This is a genomic window from Carnobacterium sp. TMP28, assembly GCF_047553015.1.
Classification (GTDB): Bacteria; Bacillota; Bacilli; order Lactobacillales; family Carnobacteriaceae; genus Carnobacterium_A.
In genome coordinates, this window is record NZ_CP180212.1 from 1,923,592 (window position 1) to 1,939,009 (window position 15,418).

Consider the following 15,418-nt stretch of genomic DNA (forward strand, 5'->3'; position numbering starts at 1 on the left):
ACTCTCCTTTATGGTTTTTCAGGAACTGTAACATCTCCAGAAATGATTTTTGCTTTGTAGTCTTCTACAAGGTCTAATATGTCTTTTGGTACATTTTTATCTGATGTTGTTGCAAGACCAACACCGTCTTCAGCTAAGCCTAAACGAACAACTTCTCCACCTGGGAAGTTTCCATCTGCTGTTTTTTCAGAAATTTCATAAACAGCATTGTCTACATTTTTCATCATTGAAGTTAATGTAATATCATCGCCAAATTCTAATGATTGGTCTTTATCTACGCCGATAACCCAAACTTTTTCACCATTGTCAAAACGTTCTTGTGCTTCATTGAAGACACCATTTCCAGTTCCGCCTGCAGCGTGGAAAATAATATCTACGCCATCGTTATACATTGTTGAAGCAGCTGATTTACCCATGTCAACACGGTTAAAGACACCTACGTAGTTCACAACAACTTGTGCATCTGGATTAACTGCTTTAACTCCTGCTTCAAATCCTGCATGGAAGCGTTGGATAACTGGGATTTCCATTCCACCAACAAAACCAATTTTGTCCGTCTCAGTCATGCTAGCAGCAACAACACCTGCTAAGAATGCTCCTTCATTTTCTTTAAATGAAACAGAAACGACGTTCTCAATTCCTTCTACTTCTGCATCCACAATCCCTAATTTAGCATCTGGGTTATTGCCAGCAATAGTTGTTACAGCATCAGCTAATGTTGATGAAGTTGCCCATGTTAAGTCTGTTTTACTGTTAACAAATTGCAATAAACTTGGCTCTACTTCTGAGTCTGCTTTAGGCTCAAGGTATTTCACTTCGAATCCTTTATCTTTTTCTAATTTTTGTAAACCTTCCCAAGCACTTTGGTTAAAGGATTTATCATTTACGCTTCCTAAGTCTGTTACCATACCTAATGTAAAGTCTTTTTTATCGCCTTTGTCGCTGCCTTCTGTTGCTGCATCGTCATTTCCGCAAGCTGCTAACACTGTCATTGAAAGTAAAGCGAACCCAATAGTTTTGATAGTTGATTTTTTCATTTATATCACTCCTGTAGTTTATTTGTTTTATTTTAATTTTTTTATTCTTTATTTTAATTCTGCTAAGAAACTTTCACCATTTTCAATTGCTGATAAATCAAAGTTGGCTGCAATCGTTGCGCCAATATCTGCAAAGTGTTTAGCTGTTTTTAATTCTTGTGGCTGTTTGAATTGTTTTGAATAAGCTAATAACGGAACGTACTCTCTGGTATGGTCTGTTCCTGGAGCAGTTGGGTCATTGCCGTGATCTGCTGTAATCAGTAACAAGTCATCTTCTTTTAATCTTTCCAAAATTTCTGGTAAGCGTTTATCAAAATCCATCAATGCTTCGCCATATCCTTTTGTATCTCTGCGATGGCCATAAAGAGCATCAAAATCAACTAAGTTTGTAAAAGATAACCCTTCAAAAGGTTGTTCCATTACTTTCAATAATTGATCTACACCGTCCATATTGCTTTTTGTTCGAACAGCTTGTGTAATACCGTGTCCATTAAAAATATCACTAATCTTACCGACTGCAATAACGTCTTTGCCGTTATCTTTTAAACTATCTAATACCGTAGACCCAAATGGACTGAGCGCGTAATCATGGCGATTAGCTGTACGTTTAAACGAACCAGGTTCTCCAAGATAAGGACGAGCAATAATTCTTCCTATCATGTAAGGATCGTCTTTCGTAATTTCTCGAACATATGCGCAAATGTCGTATAACTCTTCTAGTGGAATGATTCCTTCATGAGCTGCAATTTGAAGAACAGGATCTGCTGATGTGTAAACGATTAAAGCACCCGTCTTCATTTGTTCTTCACCAAGTTCGTCTAAAATACCCGTTCCAGATGCTGGTTTATTGCCAATAATTTTTCTTCCTGAATAGGCTGTAATCTTTTCTAGCAACTCATCAGGGAAGCCATTTGGAAAAACTCTAAAGGGTGTATCAATTTGTAAACCAGCTATTTCCCAATGTCCTGTCATCGTATCTTTCCCGACACTTTTTTCAGCTAATTTTGTCCAGTAAGCTTCACTTGTCGTTATTTTTTCAATACCTTTCAAGTCTTCAATATTGCCTAATCCCATTTTTGCTAGATTTGGTAACGTTAATTCCATTGATTCAGCAATATGCCCTAGCGTGTGTGAGCCTGTATCATTGAAAGCTGCAGCATCAAGCGCTTCGCCAATTCCTACTGAATCTAATACAATCAAATGAATTCGTTTACTTTTCATATTATCATTCCTTTCTTTTTAATGGTACACTCTTGTTACTATTAAGATTTGTTGAGGTGAAACTATGAGTAAAAGTGTTCAGTTATTTGATGGTCTCTCAGATAAGCAAACTGCGGATATCCTAGACTCCATCCCAGCTCGAAAATATAAAAAAAATCATATTCTTATTTTTGAAGAAGACCCCATTGATCGAGTCTATATTGTAAAAAGCGGTACATTAAAAATTTATCGAACATATGAAGATAAAGAAATCATCCTTGACTTTGTAAAAAAACATGAAGTGATAGGGGAAGTTGAACTTTTTTCCAAAAGTCCTGCTCTCTCTTCTGTTGAAGTCACTGAAGATGCCGAAATTTATCATCTTTCTCAGGTTGATTTTATTGCCTTGATTTATAAAAATAAAACAATACTAGAAAATATCTTTCGTATTCATCATCAGCGTTTTGAAACGTTGAATAAACAAATAAGAAATTTGACCTTCTATAGTGTTCATACTCGTGTTTGTCGTGTATTATTGGATTTTCTTGAAAATAACGAAACACCCAACAATTTAACGATAAAAAATATTAATCAAAGCACGATTGCTAGTATGATTGGTGTAACACGTGAATCTGTTTCCAAAGCTTTTAAAGATTTACAAGACGAACATATCCTCTCACTACAGCCAAAAACGATTACCGTTCTCAATAGGGATAAATTAGAAGAATATGCACATTTTGATTAACCTTCTGCTGCCTTGCCTTTATATTAAACCAGAAAGCGCTTTCTGGCGATGAACTAGCTAACACGGTTAGTGTGAACATGATTACCCCTTTGTAGATAACGCTTTCATAACGCTTATCCTTTTTATCCTTTATCATGGGTATTAACCACATAAGAGGAGGAATTTATTATGAGTTTTCACATTAGTGCACAAGAAGGACAAATTGCTGATATCGTTTTACTACCAGGAGATCCGCTTCGTGCAAAATACATTGCTGAAACGTTTTTAGAAGATGCTGTTTGTTACAATACGGTTAGAAATATGCTTGGCTACACAGGAACGTATAAAGGTAGAAGAGTTTCTGTACAAGGTACTGGAATGGGAATGCCTTCTGCAGTCTTATATATCCATGAATTAATCAACGACTATGGTGTTAAAACATTAATCCGTGTTGGAACTTGTGGCGCTATCCAAGAAGACGTACATATCCGTGACGTCATCATTGCTCAAGCTGCAGCAACTGATTCTTCACTTATCTATAAAGACTTAGCGCCAATCTATTTTCCACCAATCGGAAACTATGACTTAATCCGTAGTGCATCTGATCTTGCTATTGAAAAAGACATGAACGTTCATGTTGGGAATATTTTCTCTTCTGATACATTCTACCATGATACAAAAGATACAATGAATAGCATGACGAAACTAGATGTGTTTGGTGTAGATATGGAAACAGCTGGTCTCTATTACCTAGCTTCTAAATTCCATGTGCGTGCTCTTAGCATCCTAACGGTTAGTGATCACTTAATCACAGGTGAGCAAACAACTGCCGAAGAACGTCAAACAAGTTTTGGTGAAATGATTGAAGTTGCTTTAGAAGCTGGAATTAAATAAGCTTAAAACCTAAAAAATCGTCATATCTATCTACTAGTAGATAGATATGACGATTTTTTTTAATGACTAAAAGGATTAATGAGCCAACTTGACTCTTTAACCAGACAAGTTAACCTCTAGAAAGACTTCACTTGTCTATTTGGAATAGACAAGTGAGAGTTTAGTTGTCTTCAAGTTGTTCGTTAGCCTAGCTTATTAGTCCAGTTCGCTAACTAATTCCTTTTACTTGGCTATTTTCCAAAAAGTAATCAGGCAAAAGATGAATGTTTAAAAATATACTCTGATTTGAAAATAGAATTTTTATAGTGAAAACTCTACTTACCTTCTCTCTCTTATTCATCCTATTTATAACTAGGATTCACTGATTCTCTTTTAAAAAAATAAACTTGATTACTATACAACATCTTTGTCCACATATGATATGATTAACGAAATTATCTATTCATCAATTTAAGCTAGGGAGAGCATTATGACAAAATATATTATTACTACTGAGAGTGGATCGGATATTTCGCGTCATCTCGTTGAACGCTATGGAATAGTTGTTATTCCTATGCATGTTACTATGGGTTCGAAAACGTACGACGATGGCGATTTTGATGCGAAAGATTTATATGATTTTTACCACGAGACGGGAAAACTACCGAAAACATCAGGCACCACTCCGCAAGATTGTACTACTGCTTTTGAGAAGGTTTTTAATGAGCATCCTGATGCTCATATTATTCATATCGCTTATTCAGCTGTCACGACTGTTTCTTATAATTCGTGTATTATTACAGCAAGAGAGCTAGAAAACATCCATATTGTCGATAGTAAAAGTTTATCTGGTGGGCTTACAGCTATTGTTGTGGCAACGGCTAAATTGATTGAATCAAATTCCGCCATCACTCCTGCAGAAATAATAGCCTTTGTGGAAAAGATTAGAGAAAAAACTCATTGCCTTTTTCTTCCAAAATCTCTTCTCTATTTGAGGGCTGGAGGAAGAGTGTCAAATGCAGCCTTTCTTGGTGCATCTTTATTGAGACTTCATCCAACTATTATCTTAGAAGATGGTTATCTAGTTGCTTCCAAGAAATACAGAGGTTCTTTTGAGCGGTGTCTAAAGAATGCAATTAAAGACTTTGTGACTGGTTTTAATATTGATCCAGAAACACTTACTATTGGAGGAACAGTCGGTTTAAGTGATGCTCACAAACAGCTTGGTGAAGCGACCTTAGCTAACTATGGCTATCAAGATCCACAGTGGTTTACAGCAGGTACCGTTATTTCTAGTCACGGTGGGCCTGGAGCGTTTGCAATCATAGGAATTGAGAAAGAGTAATTTTTAGTTCCTATGAAGAAGCTCTACCTCTTTAATACCTTTTGACGAATTCGTAAACAGCTGTTAAAGGCGAAAATTTATTCAGCCACTAGCTATATTAAAAATAGTGAATGCGTTATTCTACAATCCCACTGTCTCCATATGCGACTAGTGTTTTATATAAGTATCGTGGAATTGTCGTATAAGAACTAAAAAAAACGGATAAACGGAATAAAAAGTACGTTATTGTTTTTATCAGAATTAATTAACTAATAAAAAAGCAAAGAATCCAGCGAACTTTTTTCTTATATGAATAATCAATCAATCACTGTTTAGAAGAACTAAAATCTAAATAGTGATTTTTTCATTATAAAAATATTGGGTCTCTAATAAATGATACGGTTATATTTGATTAAACTCATTTTTTCCTTTTTTTGACTGTACACTGTTAGAACGTGCAATAAAAGAAATGAAAGAAAGTACATTCCTATTATGATTGATCATAAGATAAACTTAGCCACTACACGACATCTTCGTCCACATATGATATGATTATTGAAACTACTTGTTAGATAATTGAGTTAGGGAGGCCACTATGACAAAATATATTATTACTACTGAGAGCGGATCTGATATTTCTCCTCAGCTTGTTGAACGTTACGGTATCTACGTTGTTCCAATGCATGTCACTATGGGATCAGAAACCTACGACGATGGCAGCTTTGATGTTGAAGATGTTTATCGCTTCTACGATAAGACAGGAACTTTGCCAAAAACATCTGGCTCCACTCCACAAGACTTTACTACTGTATTCGAACGCATTTTTGAAGAACATCCTGGAGCTCATATTATCCACGTTGCTTATTCTGCAGTAACAACTGTTTCATACAATTCTTGTGTCCTTGCAGCAAGAGAATTAGGAAATATTCATGTGATTGATAGTAAAAACGTATCAGGAGGACTAACAGCTGTGGTTGTGGCAACGGCAAAATTTGTTGAAGCTAATCCTGATAGCACTCCCGAAGAAATTGTAACCTTTGTAGAAGAAGTCAGAGAACGCACACGTTTTGTCTTTCTTCCACAGTCTCTTCTTTACCTTAAAGCAGGAGGAAGAGTTTCAAATGTTGCTTACCTTGGAGCATCTCTTTTGAGACTTCACCCAACAATTGTATTAGAAAATGGTTACTTAGTTGCCTCTAAAAAATACCGTGGTTCTTACGAACGTTGTTTAAAAAATGCGCTTAAAGATTTTGTCACAAACTATTCTATCGACCCAGAAACTTTAACTATCGGAGGAACTGCTGGTTTAAGCGAAGCTTACAAACAACTTGGAGAAACTACTTTAAATAAATTAGGTTATCAAGATCCACTCTGGTTTTCAGCAGGCGCTGTTATCTCAAGTCATGGTGGCCCTGGAGCTTTTGGAATGATTGGTATTGAGAAAAAATAATGAGTTGTTTCGTATTAGCAATAAGGTAGATGTATTAGAAATAGTTGTATCTCTAATATGCCTTAGTTTAATCAATAAAAAAGATAGTAGCCACTAAAATACATGGCTACTATCTTTTTATCCCTCTTTTTTATCCCTCTTTTTTATCCCTCTTTTTTATTCCTTACTTTATCCGTACTATTTGCTTATTAGTTTATCTCAGTCTTGTTCATTAGGATCGTTGCGTGCATCGTCATGTGTCTCATGAACTGTACCTGCAACATGGTCCGGCCCTGCGTAAATCGTATACAATTTTAGTGGTACATCACCCGTATTGATGATATTGTGCCACATATCAGCTGGTACAAAAACGGCATCATCGTCTTTAACCTCTTGCTCAAAGTTTAAATTATCTTCTGTTGGCCCCATTTTACATAAACCATGGCCCTCTTCAATACGAATAAATTGGTCAATACCGTGATGTACTTCCAATCCAATATCATCATCTGGTTGAATCGCCATCACTGTTACTTGTAATTTATCACCTGTCCAAATAGTTGTTCGATACGTATCGTTTTCAACTGTAGCCTCTTCAATATCTACTACATAAGGTTTCTTTCCATTTTCTTTATCACTAAGTTTCATTTTTTCATTCCTCCTAGTTTTAGTAAACAGTTTTTTTGTAACGCTTACAAACTAAGTCTATTCCTAATGACTAGAAAAGCAAGGAATACCCCTTACTTTCTAAAGTCTTATTCATTACTCACTCTCAAAATAACGTTTATTTATATAAAATCGACGACTTTTTAAGAAAATTATCTCAACTTGTCTATTTTAATATAGAAATAGACAGCTACTCTTGTTACTTATCTTAAGTTGTCCAAAACTAGTTAATAACAGACAACTGACTGAGTATTCTTTTTAAACTTGTCTATTTAAATAAGTATTTCTCAAAGTAGCGTATGTTAAACTAAATTAGATTTGATTTTTATAAAAGATAAAGGAGGACTATTGAAATGAAAAGATGCGACTGGTGCGAAGGAAATGATTTACAACAAGACTACCATGATAAAGAGTGGGGCGTTCCAGTACACGAAGACCACATTCATTTTGAATTCTTACTCTTAGAATCGATGCAATCAGGCTTAAGTTGGCAAACTATTTTAATGAAAAGAGAGAATTTCAGAACAGCATTTGATCAATTTGATTACAACTTAATTGCTCAATACGATGAATTAAAAATAGTAGAATTGCTAAAAAATGAAGGCATTATACGCTATCGAAAGAAAATTGAATCTGTCATAAACAATGCAACTGCCTTTATAGCTATTCAAGAAGAATATGGTCGTTTCAATGAATACATTTGGCAATTCACAAATAAAAAAATAGTCGTGAATCATTATAAAACAGGCGAAGAGATCCCCTCAAAAACCGTTCTTTCTGATTTCATTAGCCTTGACTTAAAGAAAAAAGGATTCAAATTTCTAGGTTCTATAACCGTTTATGCGTATCTTCAAGCTGTCGGAATCATCGATGATCATTTAGATTGTTGCTTTAAAAAAGGACAGTGATAAACTAAAAAAGGATTAAAAACTTCATAACAAAGTTTTTAATCCTTTTTTTCTACTATTTTAAGTTATTACTAAGAAAAGTAATGCCCCTATAACTGCGCCGATCATTGGTCCTACAATTGGAACCCATGAGTAACCCCAGTCAGAATTACCTTTGTTTTTCATTGGTAACAATTGGTGAGCGATTCTTGGTCCTAAATCACGGGCGGGATTAATAGCATACCCTGTTGCTCCACCCAGTGAAAGTCCGATTGATACAATTAATATTCCTACAATCATCGGATTCATTCCGTCTGCAAATGTGTATTGAGAGAATGACAATAAACCTAAGACTAAAACAATTGTGCCAATAACTTCTGTGATAACATTAGCTGGATGATTTTTAATTGCTGGTCCAGTTGCGAATGTTCCTAAAATAGCGCCCTTATCCTCTGTTGCTGCAAAATGGTCCATGTATGTCAACCAAACTAAAACAGCTCCAACTACTCCACCGGCTACTTGAGCAAGTATAAACGGTACAACTAAGCTCCAACTAATGTTACCTGATATAGCCATTGCAAGAGTTACGGCAGGATTTATATGAGCTGGTCCCATAAACCCTGCAATATAAACTGCAATCGTTACGGCTGCACCCCAACCTAAAGCAATAACAATCCAACCAGAAGCTTCTGCCTTACTTTTTTTCAAGCTAACTGCTGCAACTACTCCATCTCCTAAAAGAACTAAAATTAACGTCCCCAAAAACTCACTGAAAATCTGTAATGTGTCTCCACTCATTTTTATCTCTCCTCTTTCAATTCAGTTAAGTCTGAGTCGTTAATGGCTTTGTTTAACTCAGCAATATAGTTAGATTTTTCTTCTTGAGTCCACTTAAGTCTATCCGCCATAGCTTCAATAACCGGCTCTTTCACAGCATCTAGGCTATCACGCATAAACAATATATGATTCGTACGACGAGCTAAAAAGTCAGCAGGTGTCAACGTCATCTCTTCATTCATGGCATAATCTAAACTCAAACTTTCGCCTAATCCTAATCCTGGGAAAGCTTTCATTTCTTTAGCTCTACTGAAAACTAACGGCGCATTTGTACCATATAAATCAGCTAAATAAGTAGCTTCTTTTTCTGTTAAGCCTTTATCTATTCCCACTTTAACTAATTCAGCTAACGTTTCTTCCACTTTTTGTGGATCCATTTTCCCACCTGAAACTTGGTACGTTTTAGAATCGACTAATGTGTATTCTTTTTGAAATTCTGATTTCAATAGCTTTTGAATTAAAATTAGAGCACCTTCTGCCATTTTACGGTAATCTGTAATTTTTCCACCAGATAGTGTAATTAAACCATCTTCTTCACGGGTTAAGTCACTTCCACGAGAAACAGCTGAAGGATTATCGCCACCTTCTGATAATTCACTTTCTAAACTGCTTAAAACCTCTTCTACTGCAAGTCGATCAACCGTTTTTTCTCTGTATTTTGTAATAATATCAACAACTTTAGCAAAACTATCGTCTGTAATCTTGCCGTTATCGCCACCGTTATAGTCTGAACCACCATTTGTTGAAATCAATGGGCGTAATCCAACCCAGCTAGATTCGACATCTACTAGTGTAATATTAGCTTCTGGGTAACGGTAGTTGACACATTCTAATAGATAATCAACATCTTCTTTTTCAACCATTGGATTCAAATAATCGCCTTGGTAGTCTGTGTCCGTTGTTCCAAAGTACGTTTTATCTTCTCTAGGAACAACAAAGAACATACGACCATCATTTTTGCCAGTATCTAAATAAGTTGGTTGAGGAACAGGCAATCTACTACTTTTAATCACTAAGTGAATCCCTTTTGTCGGTCTCATTTGCGGAATAACTTCTTTTGATTTATCCAATTGGCGAATTTGATCTACCCAAGGTCCACCTGTGTTGATAACAAGATTAGCTTTAATATCAAATACCTCATTTGTGACTAGATCTTTAGCATTCACACCTGCTATTTGGCCATCTTGATTGTAAATAAATCCAATTGCTTTTACTCGACTAAGCATATGTCCACCATCAGCTGTTGCTTGTTTGATGTTTTCAATAACTAATCTTGCATCGTTATTTTTATAATCGAGATAAACGCCCCCACCGAGTAAACCATCTTTCCTCAAATAAGGCTCTCTTTCTAGTACTTCTTGAGTCGTTAGCGTATAGTTTGCATATTTGCTACCTGTAACATTAGCAAGTTGATCATATAAATCCATTGCAATTTTAACAGAAAACATATTGAAAGTAGAATTTGCTTCATCGTAGATTGGTAAAAGCATAGGCGCTGGTTTAGGGATATGCGGTGCAATACCTTGCACAACTGCACGCTCTGTTACGGTATCAGCGACTACTTCAACATCAAAAGTTTTTAAATAACGAATACCGCCATGAACCAATTTTGTTGATCGAGAAGAAGTGCCTTCGGCAAAATCTTGCATCTCAATGAGTGCAGTTTTCATCCCTGCTGCACTTGCTTGAATTGCGACACCAGCACCGGTAATTCCCCCTCCAATAATTAAAACATCTAGTTGATTCGTTTTTACTTCTTCAATTGTTTTTTTTCTTGTTTCACTTGAAAAACTCATAATGTTCATTTCCTCCTTTGGCTTAACCTTATTTTGAGGTATGTTTGAAAGCTTGTGTAGCAGCGACAGCTTGTTTCCAACCGCTGTACAACTCTTCACGTTTTTCTGCTGGCATTGATGGTTCAAAAGCTTCCCCTGCTTCATAGAACTCTTTCAACTCATCTAAATCTTTCCAGAATCCAACGGCTAATCCAGCTAAGAAAGCTGCACCTAGAGCAGTTGTTTCTAAGTCACGCGGTCTTTGAACAGATGAATTCAAAATATCTGCTTGGAATTGTAGTAAATAATCATTGTTAGCTGCGCCACCATCAACTTTTAATAAAGGAATATCAATGCCTGTATCTTCTTTCATTGTGTCGATAACATCTCTAACTTGATAAGCAATCGATTGCAATGTTGCTTTGACAAAATCAGCTCTTGTTGTTCCACGAGTAATTCCGAAAATAGCGCCACGTGCTTTAGAATCCCAATAAGGTGCTCCCAGACCAGTAAAGGCTGGTACTACGAATAGTTCATCATCACTTGTTGACTCCATTGCAATTTTTTCTGTTTCACCAGCATTTTTGATGATTTCTAATCCATCTCTTAACCATTGAATAGCAGAACCTGTTACAAAAACACTTCCTTCAATGGCATAATAAACTTTGCCGTTGATTCCATAACCAATTGTTGTTAACAAGTTATTCTTAGATAAAGTAGGGGTTTCACCAGTATTCATAACAATAAATGAACCTGTACCATAAGTGTTTTTAACCATTCCTGGTTCAAAAGCCATTTGACCGAATAATGCAGCTTGTTGGTCTCCAGCCATTCCTGAGATAGGAACTTCTGCTCCATAAAAATGGAAACTACGTGTCATTCCGTAAACTTCAGAGTTTGAACAAGCTTTTGGTAGCATGACTTTAGGTATATTCATCAAATCTAAAATTTCTTGATCCCACTCTAAATCATGAATATTAAACATCATTGTTCTACTTGCATTTGAATAGTCGGTAACGTGCGAACCACCATCCGTTAATTTCCAAACTAACCACGTATCAATTGTCCCAAAGAGTAACTCGCCTTTTTCAGCTCGCTCTTGTGCTCCTTCTACATGATCTAAAATCCAACGTACTTTCGTTGCTGAAAAATAAGCATCAATAATTAAACCGGTTTTTTTGTGGAAGAAATCTGCGTAACCCTCTTCTTTTAATTGATCCGCAATTGGTGAAGATTGACGAGATTGCCAAACAATCGCATTATAGATAGGTAATCCTGTTTTTTTATCCCAAACGACAGTTGTTTCACGTTGGTTGGTAATCCCGATGCCTGCAATTTCAGTTGGTCGGATACCTGATTCAATAAATGCTCCAGCAATAACAGATTGAACTGAATTCCAAATTTCATTTGCACTGTGTTCTACCCAACCATCATTGGGAAAGAATTGTGTAAATTCTTTTTGAGAATTTCCTACATTTCTTCCGTTCTTATCGTAAATAATCGCTCTTGAACTTGTTGTTCCTTGGTCAATCGACATAATGTATTTTTTTTCTGTCATTTTAAACCCTCCTATTTTTTGAAAGCGCATTCTTTCTATAAACCTATAGTAATCTTTTTTCTGCTTTAAATCCTCCCAAGTTTTTTACTTTTTTCTAACTTTTTTGAAAGTTTTCGTTGATAAGCTTGTCGTATCAAGTGATTAGCTCAATTAAAAAAAGAAAAATTTATTGAAAAAAGCTCTCTTATTCTACTTTTTTCATCTTTTCCTATTAAAAAGTCCATTCAACTATTCTTTGAATGGACTTTGAAAAGAGACTATTCTATTTCGTTCTACTTACTAGAACACTATATTTTTAATTCATTAATACGAGTTTTAATCTGATTTAAATCGAATTTCGAAAACTGTTCTGAAATAATATACGTTTCTGTTGCTTTCGTATAAAAGCGCGAAGATAGATTCGTTGTAATAACTAAATCATAAGTGTGATGATCGCGATACCTTTCAACAGTGATGCCACTAACATTTTTTAAATGTAACATCAGTGTTTGCATTAACATTTCTGCGTGCATTTCCATTAAATCTAAATCAATTCCAATTAATAATTCTTTTGAAATAGTAAAATCAACAATGGATAGTACGGTTGAATACTCTACTAACGTCAGCCTTTCTAATGAGCTCAGTGAGGGACTTCTTTTGTCGATTGTTTCTAGTGCTGTCTTTAGTAACTGTTCAGACAAAGCTTCTAAATTTTTTCCCCAAATCTCACTTTCTTTTGCTATAGAGTCTTGTGGGTTATTCAGTTCAAGTGCTCCCTCGAAAAAATACAACGTGCCATTAATTTGTGAAAGATAGAACGTAACTTTTCTTTCTAAGGCAATACTGGGTTTTGTTGGTAAATAATACAATAGAATCGTTTCTCTTAAGAGTGTGTCCACTAAAGCTGTCGGTGTTCTACGGCTACGAACCAGGTCATAATCCATAAAATCTTTTTCTACTAAGATTGATTGAGTCGTTAAGAAAATAAAATGAATCATACTTTCTTCTTCTTCTACTTCAATAGAATATCGGCTGAAATAAAGGAAGATAAGTTTTCTAACTTGTTTGTTTAAATGGTCCTCTTTATACGGTTTCATCTTTTCAACCATATTTTTATAGCTTTTTTTCGAAACAGCTGCTCTTTTTTTACTAATCATAAACCATAAGCTAATCCGTCTTCGACTGAGATCATTTAATTTAATATCTAGTTCTTTTTCAAAACCATGAATTAAACTTTGATTTTGATTGGTTAATAGTGCTTCTTGATAGTCTTCATGTGTTGTTAAAAACCAGTAGATTTGAAAATAAAAATAGCGGATTTGCAGTTCTTCTCCATAAATTCGCCCATTCTTTATTTTGATAGTAAATTCTTTGAGTAAACTGTTGAGTTCTTTTATCTTTCGAAATAAGGAAGATTCACTAATAGACAGATCGCTAACAATCTTAATAACCGTAAACTCTTGGTGTTTGAAAATATAATCAATCAACTGATATTTCAATGAACGCTTCACATAATCTATATAAACAGTCATCATCGAGAAATGATTAGTTAAGAAAAGCTCCACAAAAGCCCCATCTGAATCAACTTGACAATTTCCTTGGTATTCTTCTAAATAATTGTTCATTTCTTCTAAATAATTTGCTAATGAGGCTTTAGTTATCTTAAGGTCTTTACGCAGGTCTTCATAAGAAACCCTGCCTCCTTCAAGAATCAATTTTTTTAAGATAGCCATTTGTAACGCTTCTCTTTTTTCTAAAAAATCTTCTATTCTCATATGCTTTACCTAATCTTTCACTAAGCCAAGTTGATTTGTTATATCGTATACTGTACTCCATGCAGGATGAAAAAAATAATCTTTTTGAGCAAGTTCTGTTACCGTCATCCCCATTTGAATACTCAGAGACAAGGTATTTATTTTTTCTAAAATATTCGTTTTAGAAATGAATTGTGCTCCTAATATTTTCCCTGAGACAGCATTGTAAATCAATTTGCCATTGATTGTTTGTTGCTTATTGAATAAAGAAACTGGTTGTGAAACATGGCTAACTGCAATTTTTTGGTCGAAAAAGATACTTTCAGCTTCTGTCATTCCTGTACTTGCAATATAATAGCCAAAAACTTTCGTTCCTATCGTTCGAGCTGACCCAATAAAAGGTGTTAGAGGATGCACTAAATTATCCGCAACAACGATACCTGTTCGAACAGCATTATTTACTAAGGAAATATAGAACGTCTCATTTGATAAACTTGACTGCATTTGAATCGTATCCCCTATTGCGAAAACATGTTCTATTGAGGTCTTTAAGTACTTATCAACAAGGATGGAACCATCTTCATGACGGCGAACTTTAGGATCCAAATAGGGAATATTTGGTTTTACACTTAACCCAAATACTGCGCAATCGCTTTCAATAACATGGTTTTGTGTCTTGAGAATTAACTTTTCTTCTATTTCCTCAATTTCTTTTACTGTTTCATCAAAATAAAACGTTACACCTTGTTTTTCCATTTCTTTTAAAAGCGGCGCTATCATTTCTTGATCAAAATACTTCGCTACTAGTCCGTTCATACTTTCAATTAGCTGGACGTGCTTATTTTGATTAATCAAAGCGTCTGCCATCTCAAGTCCAATTTGTCCGCCACCAACTATTGTAAAGACTTGATTTTTTTCCACTAATTCTAAAGCCACTCTTGTTTTTTCAATTGTTTTATACTTTACTATTTTATTGGATTCCATTCCTTTAACTTGATAAGAATCTTGAACGGAGCCTGTCGCTAAAATTAGCTTATCGTAAGAAATAGTTACTGGCTGATGAAGGATGGTATAGGTTACTTTTTGACTATCCGTGTCCATACTTTCAACTGTTGCATTTAACTGAACTTGAATAGCTAATCGTTCAAGCTCTTCTATTGTAATAAAATAACCCTCTTCTAAACTATCTATCTCACCATTTAATAAAGAATAAAGCGTTCCGGGAATAAATCCAATTTTTTCTTCTTTCTCTAATAAAATAATTGTAGCTTCTTTATATTTTTTACGAGCTGTTAGCGCGGCAGTTATTCCAGCAAACGAGCCTCCTATAATGACAATCTTCACAGTATTCCTCCTTTAAACTGGCCATAGATTTACC

The 15,418-nt window shown here is 35.2% G+C and carries 13 protein-coding genes; 5 read left to right on the plus strand and 8 right to left on the minus strand.

What is annotated here, in order from left to right; all coding sequences use genetic code 11:
- Positions 1 to 8: 8 nt before the first annotated feature.
- Positions 9 to 1,037 carry a BMP family lipoprotein gene (locus tag ACMHYH_RS09185; protein ID WP_414839105.1) on the minus strand — a complete coding sequence of 343 codons (1,029 nt, stop codon included), beginning with the start codon at positions 1,035 to 1,037 and terminating at the stop codon, positions 9 to 11.
- A 48-nt stretch (positions 1,038 to 1,085) separates the two neighbouring features.
- Positions 1,086 to 2,258, minus strand: coding sequence for a phosphopentomutase (gene deoB, locus ACMHYH_RS09190; RefSeq protein ID WP_414839106.1), 1,173 nt, complete (start codon positions 2,256 to 2,258; stop codon positions 1,086 to 1,088).
- Between the two features lie 64 nt (positions 2,259 to 2,322).
- Here deoB and ACMHYH_RS09195 point away from each other — a divergent pair, with 64 nt between their 5' ends.
- The 4 genes from ACMHYH_RS09195 to ACMHYH_RS09210 all read left to right on the plus strand — a co-directional run bounded on the left by ACMHYH_RS09195 (position 2,323) and on the right by ACMHYH_RS09210 (position 6,608).
- Entirely contained in the window at positions 2,323 to 2,982 is a 660-nt protein-coding gene (locus ACMHYH_RS09195; RefSeq protein ID WP_414839107.1) for a Crp/Fnr family transcriptional regulator, read from the plus strand.
- A 168-nt stretch (positions 2,983 to 3,150) separates the two neighbouring features.
- A complete protein-coding gene (deoD, locus tag ACMHYH_RS09200; RefSeq protein WP_414839108.1) occupies positions 3,151 to 3,855 on the plus strand; it encodes a purine-nucleoside phosphorylase in 705 nt (234 codons plus the stop codon).
- A gap of 469 nt (positions 3,856 to 4,324) precedes the next feature.
- Entirely contained in the window at positions 4,325 to 5,179 is an 855-nt protein-coding gene (locus tag ACMHYH_RS09205; RefSeq protein WP_414839109.1) for a DegV family protein, read from the plus strand.
- A 574-nt stretch (positions 5,180 to 5,753) separates the two neighbouring features.
- Positions 5,754 to 6,608, plus strand: coding sequence for a DegV family protein (locus ACMHYH_RS09210; protein WP_414839110.1), 855 nt, complete (start codon positions 5,754 to 5,756; stop codon positions 6,606 to 6,608).
- Positions 6,609 to 6,806: 198 nt separating this feature from the next.
- Here the strand turns inward: ACMHYH_RS09210 and ACMHYH_RS09215 are convergent, their stop codons facing one another.
- Complete coding sequence (locus ACMHYH_RS09215; RefSeq protein ID WP_414839111.1) at positions 6,807 to 7,232, minus strand: cupin domain-containing protein; 426 nt, start codon at positions 7,230 to 7,232, stop codon at positions 6,807 to 6,809.
- A 371-nt stretch (positions 7,233 to 7,603) separates the two neighbouring features.
- Here ACMHYH_RS09215 and ACMHYH_RS09220 point away from each other — a divergent pair, with 371 nt between their 5' ends.
- On the plus strand, positions 7,604 to 8,158 hold the full coding sequence (locus ACMHYH_RS09220) for a DNA-3-methyladenine glycosylase I (RefSeq protein WP_414839112.1): 555 nt from the start codon (positions 7,604 to 7,606) through the stop codon (positions 8,156 to 8,158).
- A gap of 60 nt (positions 8,159 to 8,218) precedes the next feature.
- Here ACMHYH_RS09220 and ACMHYH_RS09225 read toward each other — a convergent pair whose 3' ends face one another.
- The 5 genes from ACMHYH_RS09225 to ACMHYH_RS09245 all read right to left on the minus strand — a co-directional run bounded on the left by ACMHYH_RS09225 (position 8,219) and on the right by ACMHYH_RS09245 (position 15,384).
- Entirely contained in the window at positions 8,219 to 8,935 is a 717-nt protein-coding gene (locus ACMHYH_RS09225; RefSeq protein WP_414839113.1) for an MIP/aquaporin family protein, read from the minus strand.
- A gap of 2 nt (positions 8,936 to 8,937) precedes the next feature.
- Positions 8,938 to 10,770 (minus strand): type 1 glycerol-3-phosphate oxidase, encoded by a 1,833-nt coding sequence (gene glpO / locus ACMHYH_RS09230; protein WP_414839114.1) that lies wholly within the window; start codon positions 10,768 to 10,770, stop codon positions 8,938 to 8,940.
- Between the two features lie 28 nt (positions 10,771 to 10,798).
- A complete protein-coding gene (glpK, locus tag ACMHYH_RS09235; RefSeq protein WP_414839115.1) occupies positions 10,799 to 12,307 on the minus strand; it encodes a glycerol kinase GlpK in 1,509 nt (502 codons plus the stop codon).
- Positions 12,308 to 12,594: 287 nt separating this feature from the next.
- On the minus strand, positions 12,595 to 14,061 hold the full coding sequence (locus ACMHYH_RS09240; protein ID WP_414839116.1) for a helix-turn-helix domain-containing protein: 1,467 nt from the start codon (positions 14,059 to 14,061) through the stop codon (positions 12,595 to 12,597).
- Between the two features lie 9 nt (positions 14,062 to 14,070).
- Positions 14,071 to 15,384, minus strand: coding sequence for an FAD-dependent oxidoreductase (locus tag ACMHYH_RS09245; RefSeq protein ID WP_414839117.1), 1,314 nt, complete (start codon positions 15,382 to 15,384; stop codon positions 14,071 to 14,073).
- Between the last annotated feature and the right edge of the window lie 34 nt (positions 15,385 to 15,418).

What these genes read in the sequence shown, in the direction of transcription:
- ACMHYH_RS09205 (WP_414839109.1), top strand. Translation starts at nt 4,325, where the DNA reads ATGACAAAATATATTATTACTACTGAGAGTGGATCGGATATTTCGCGT.
- ACMHYH_RS09240 (WP_414839116.1), bottom strand. Translation starts at nt 14,061, where the DNA reads ATGAGAATAGAAGATTTTTTAGAAAAAAGAGAAGCGTTACAAATGGCT.
- ACMHYH_RS09225 (WP_414839113.1), bottom strand. Translation starts at nt 8,935, where the DNA reads ATGAGTGGAGACACATTACAGATTTTCAGTGAGTTTTTGGGGACGTTA.
- ACMHYH_RS09210 (WP_414839110.1), top strand. Translation starts at nt 5,754, where the DNA reads ATGACAAAATATATTATTACTACTGAGAGCGGATCTGATATTTCTCCT.
- ACMHYH_RS09220 (WP_414839112.1), top strand. Translation starts at nt 7,604, where the DNA reads ATGAAAAGATGCGACTGGTGCGAAGGAAATGATTTACAACAAGACTAC.
- deoB (WP_414839106.1), bottom strand. Translation starts at nt 2,258, where the DNA reads ATGAAAAGTAAACGAATTCATTTGATTGTATTAGATTCAGTAGGAATT.
- deoD (WP_414839108.1), top strand. Translation starts at nt 3,151, where the DNA reads ATGAGTTTTCACATTAGTGCACAAGAAGGACAAATTGCTGATATCGTT.
- ACMHYH_RS09195 (WP_414839107.1), top strand. Translation starts at nt 2,323, where the DNA reads ATGAGTAAAAGTGTTCAGTTATTTGATGGTCTCTCAGATAAGCAAACT.
- ACMHYH_RS09185 (WP_414839105.1), bottom strand. Translation starts at nt 1,037, where the DNA reads ATGAAAAAATCAACTATCAAAACTATTGGGTTCGCTTTACTTTCAATG.
- glpO (WP_414839114.1), bottom strand. Translation starts at nt 10,770, where the DNA reads ATGAGTTTTTCAAGTGAAACAAGAAAAAAAACAATTGAAGAAGTAAAA.
- glpK (WP_414839115.1), bottom strand. Translation starts at nt 12,307, where the DNA reads ATGACAGAAAAAAAATACATTATGTCGATTGACCAAGGAACAACAAGT.
- ACMHYH_RS09215 (WP_414839111.1), bottom strand. Translation starts at nt 7,232, where the DNA reads ATGAAACTTAGTGATAAAGAAAATGGAAAGAAACCTTATGTAGTAGAT.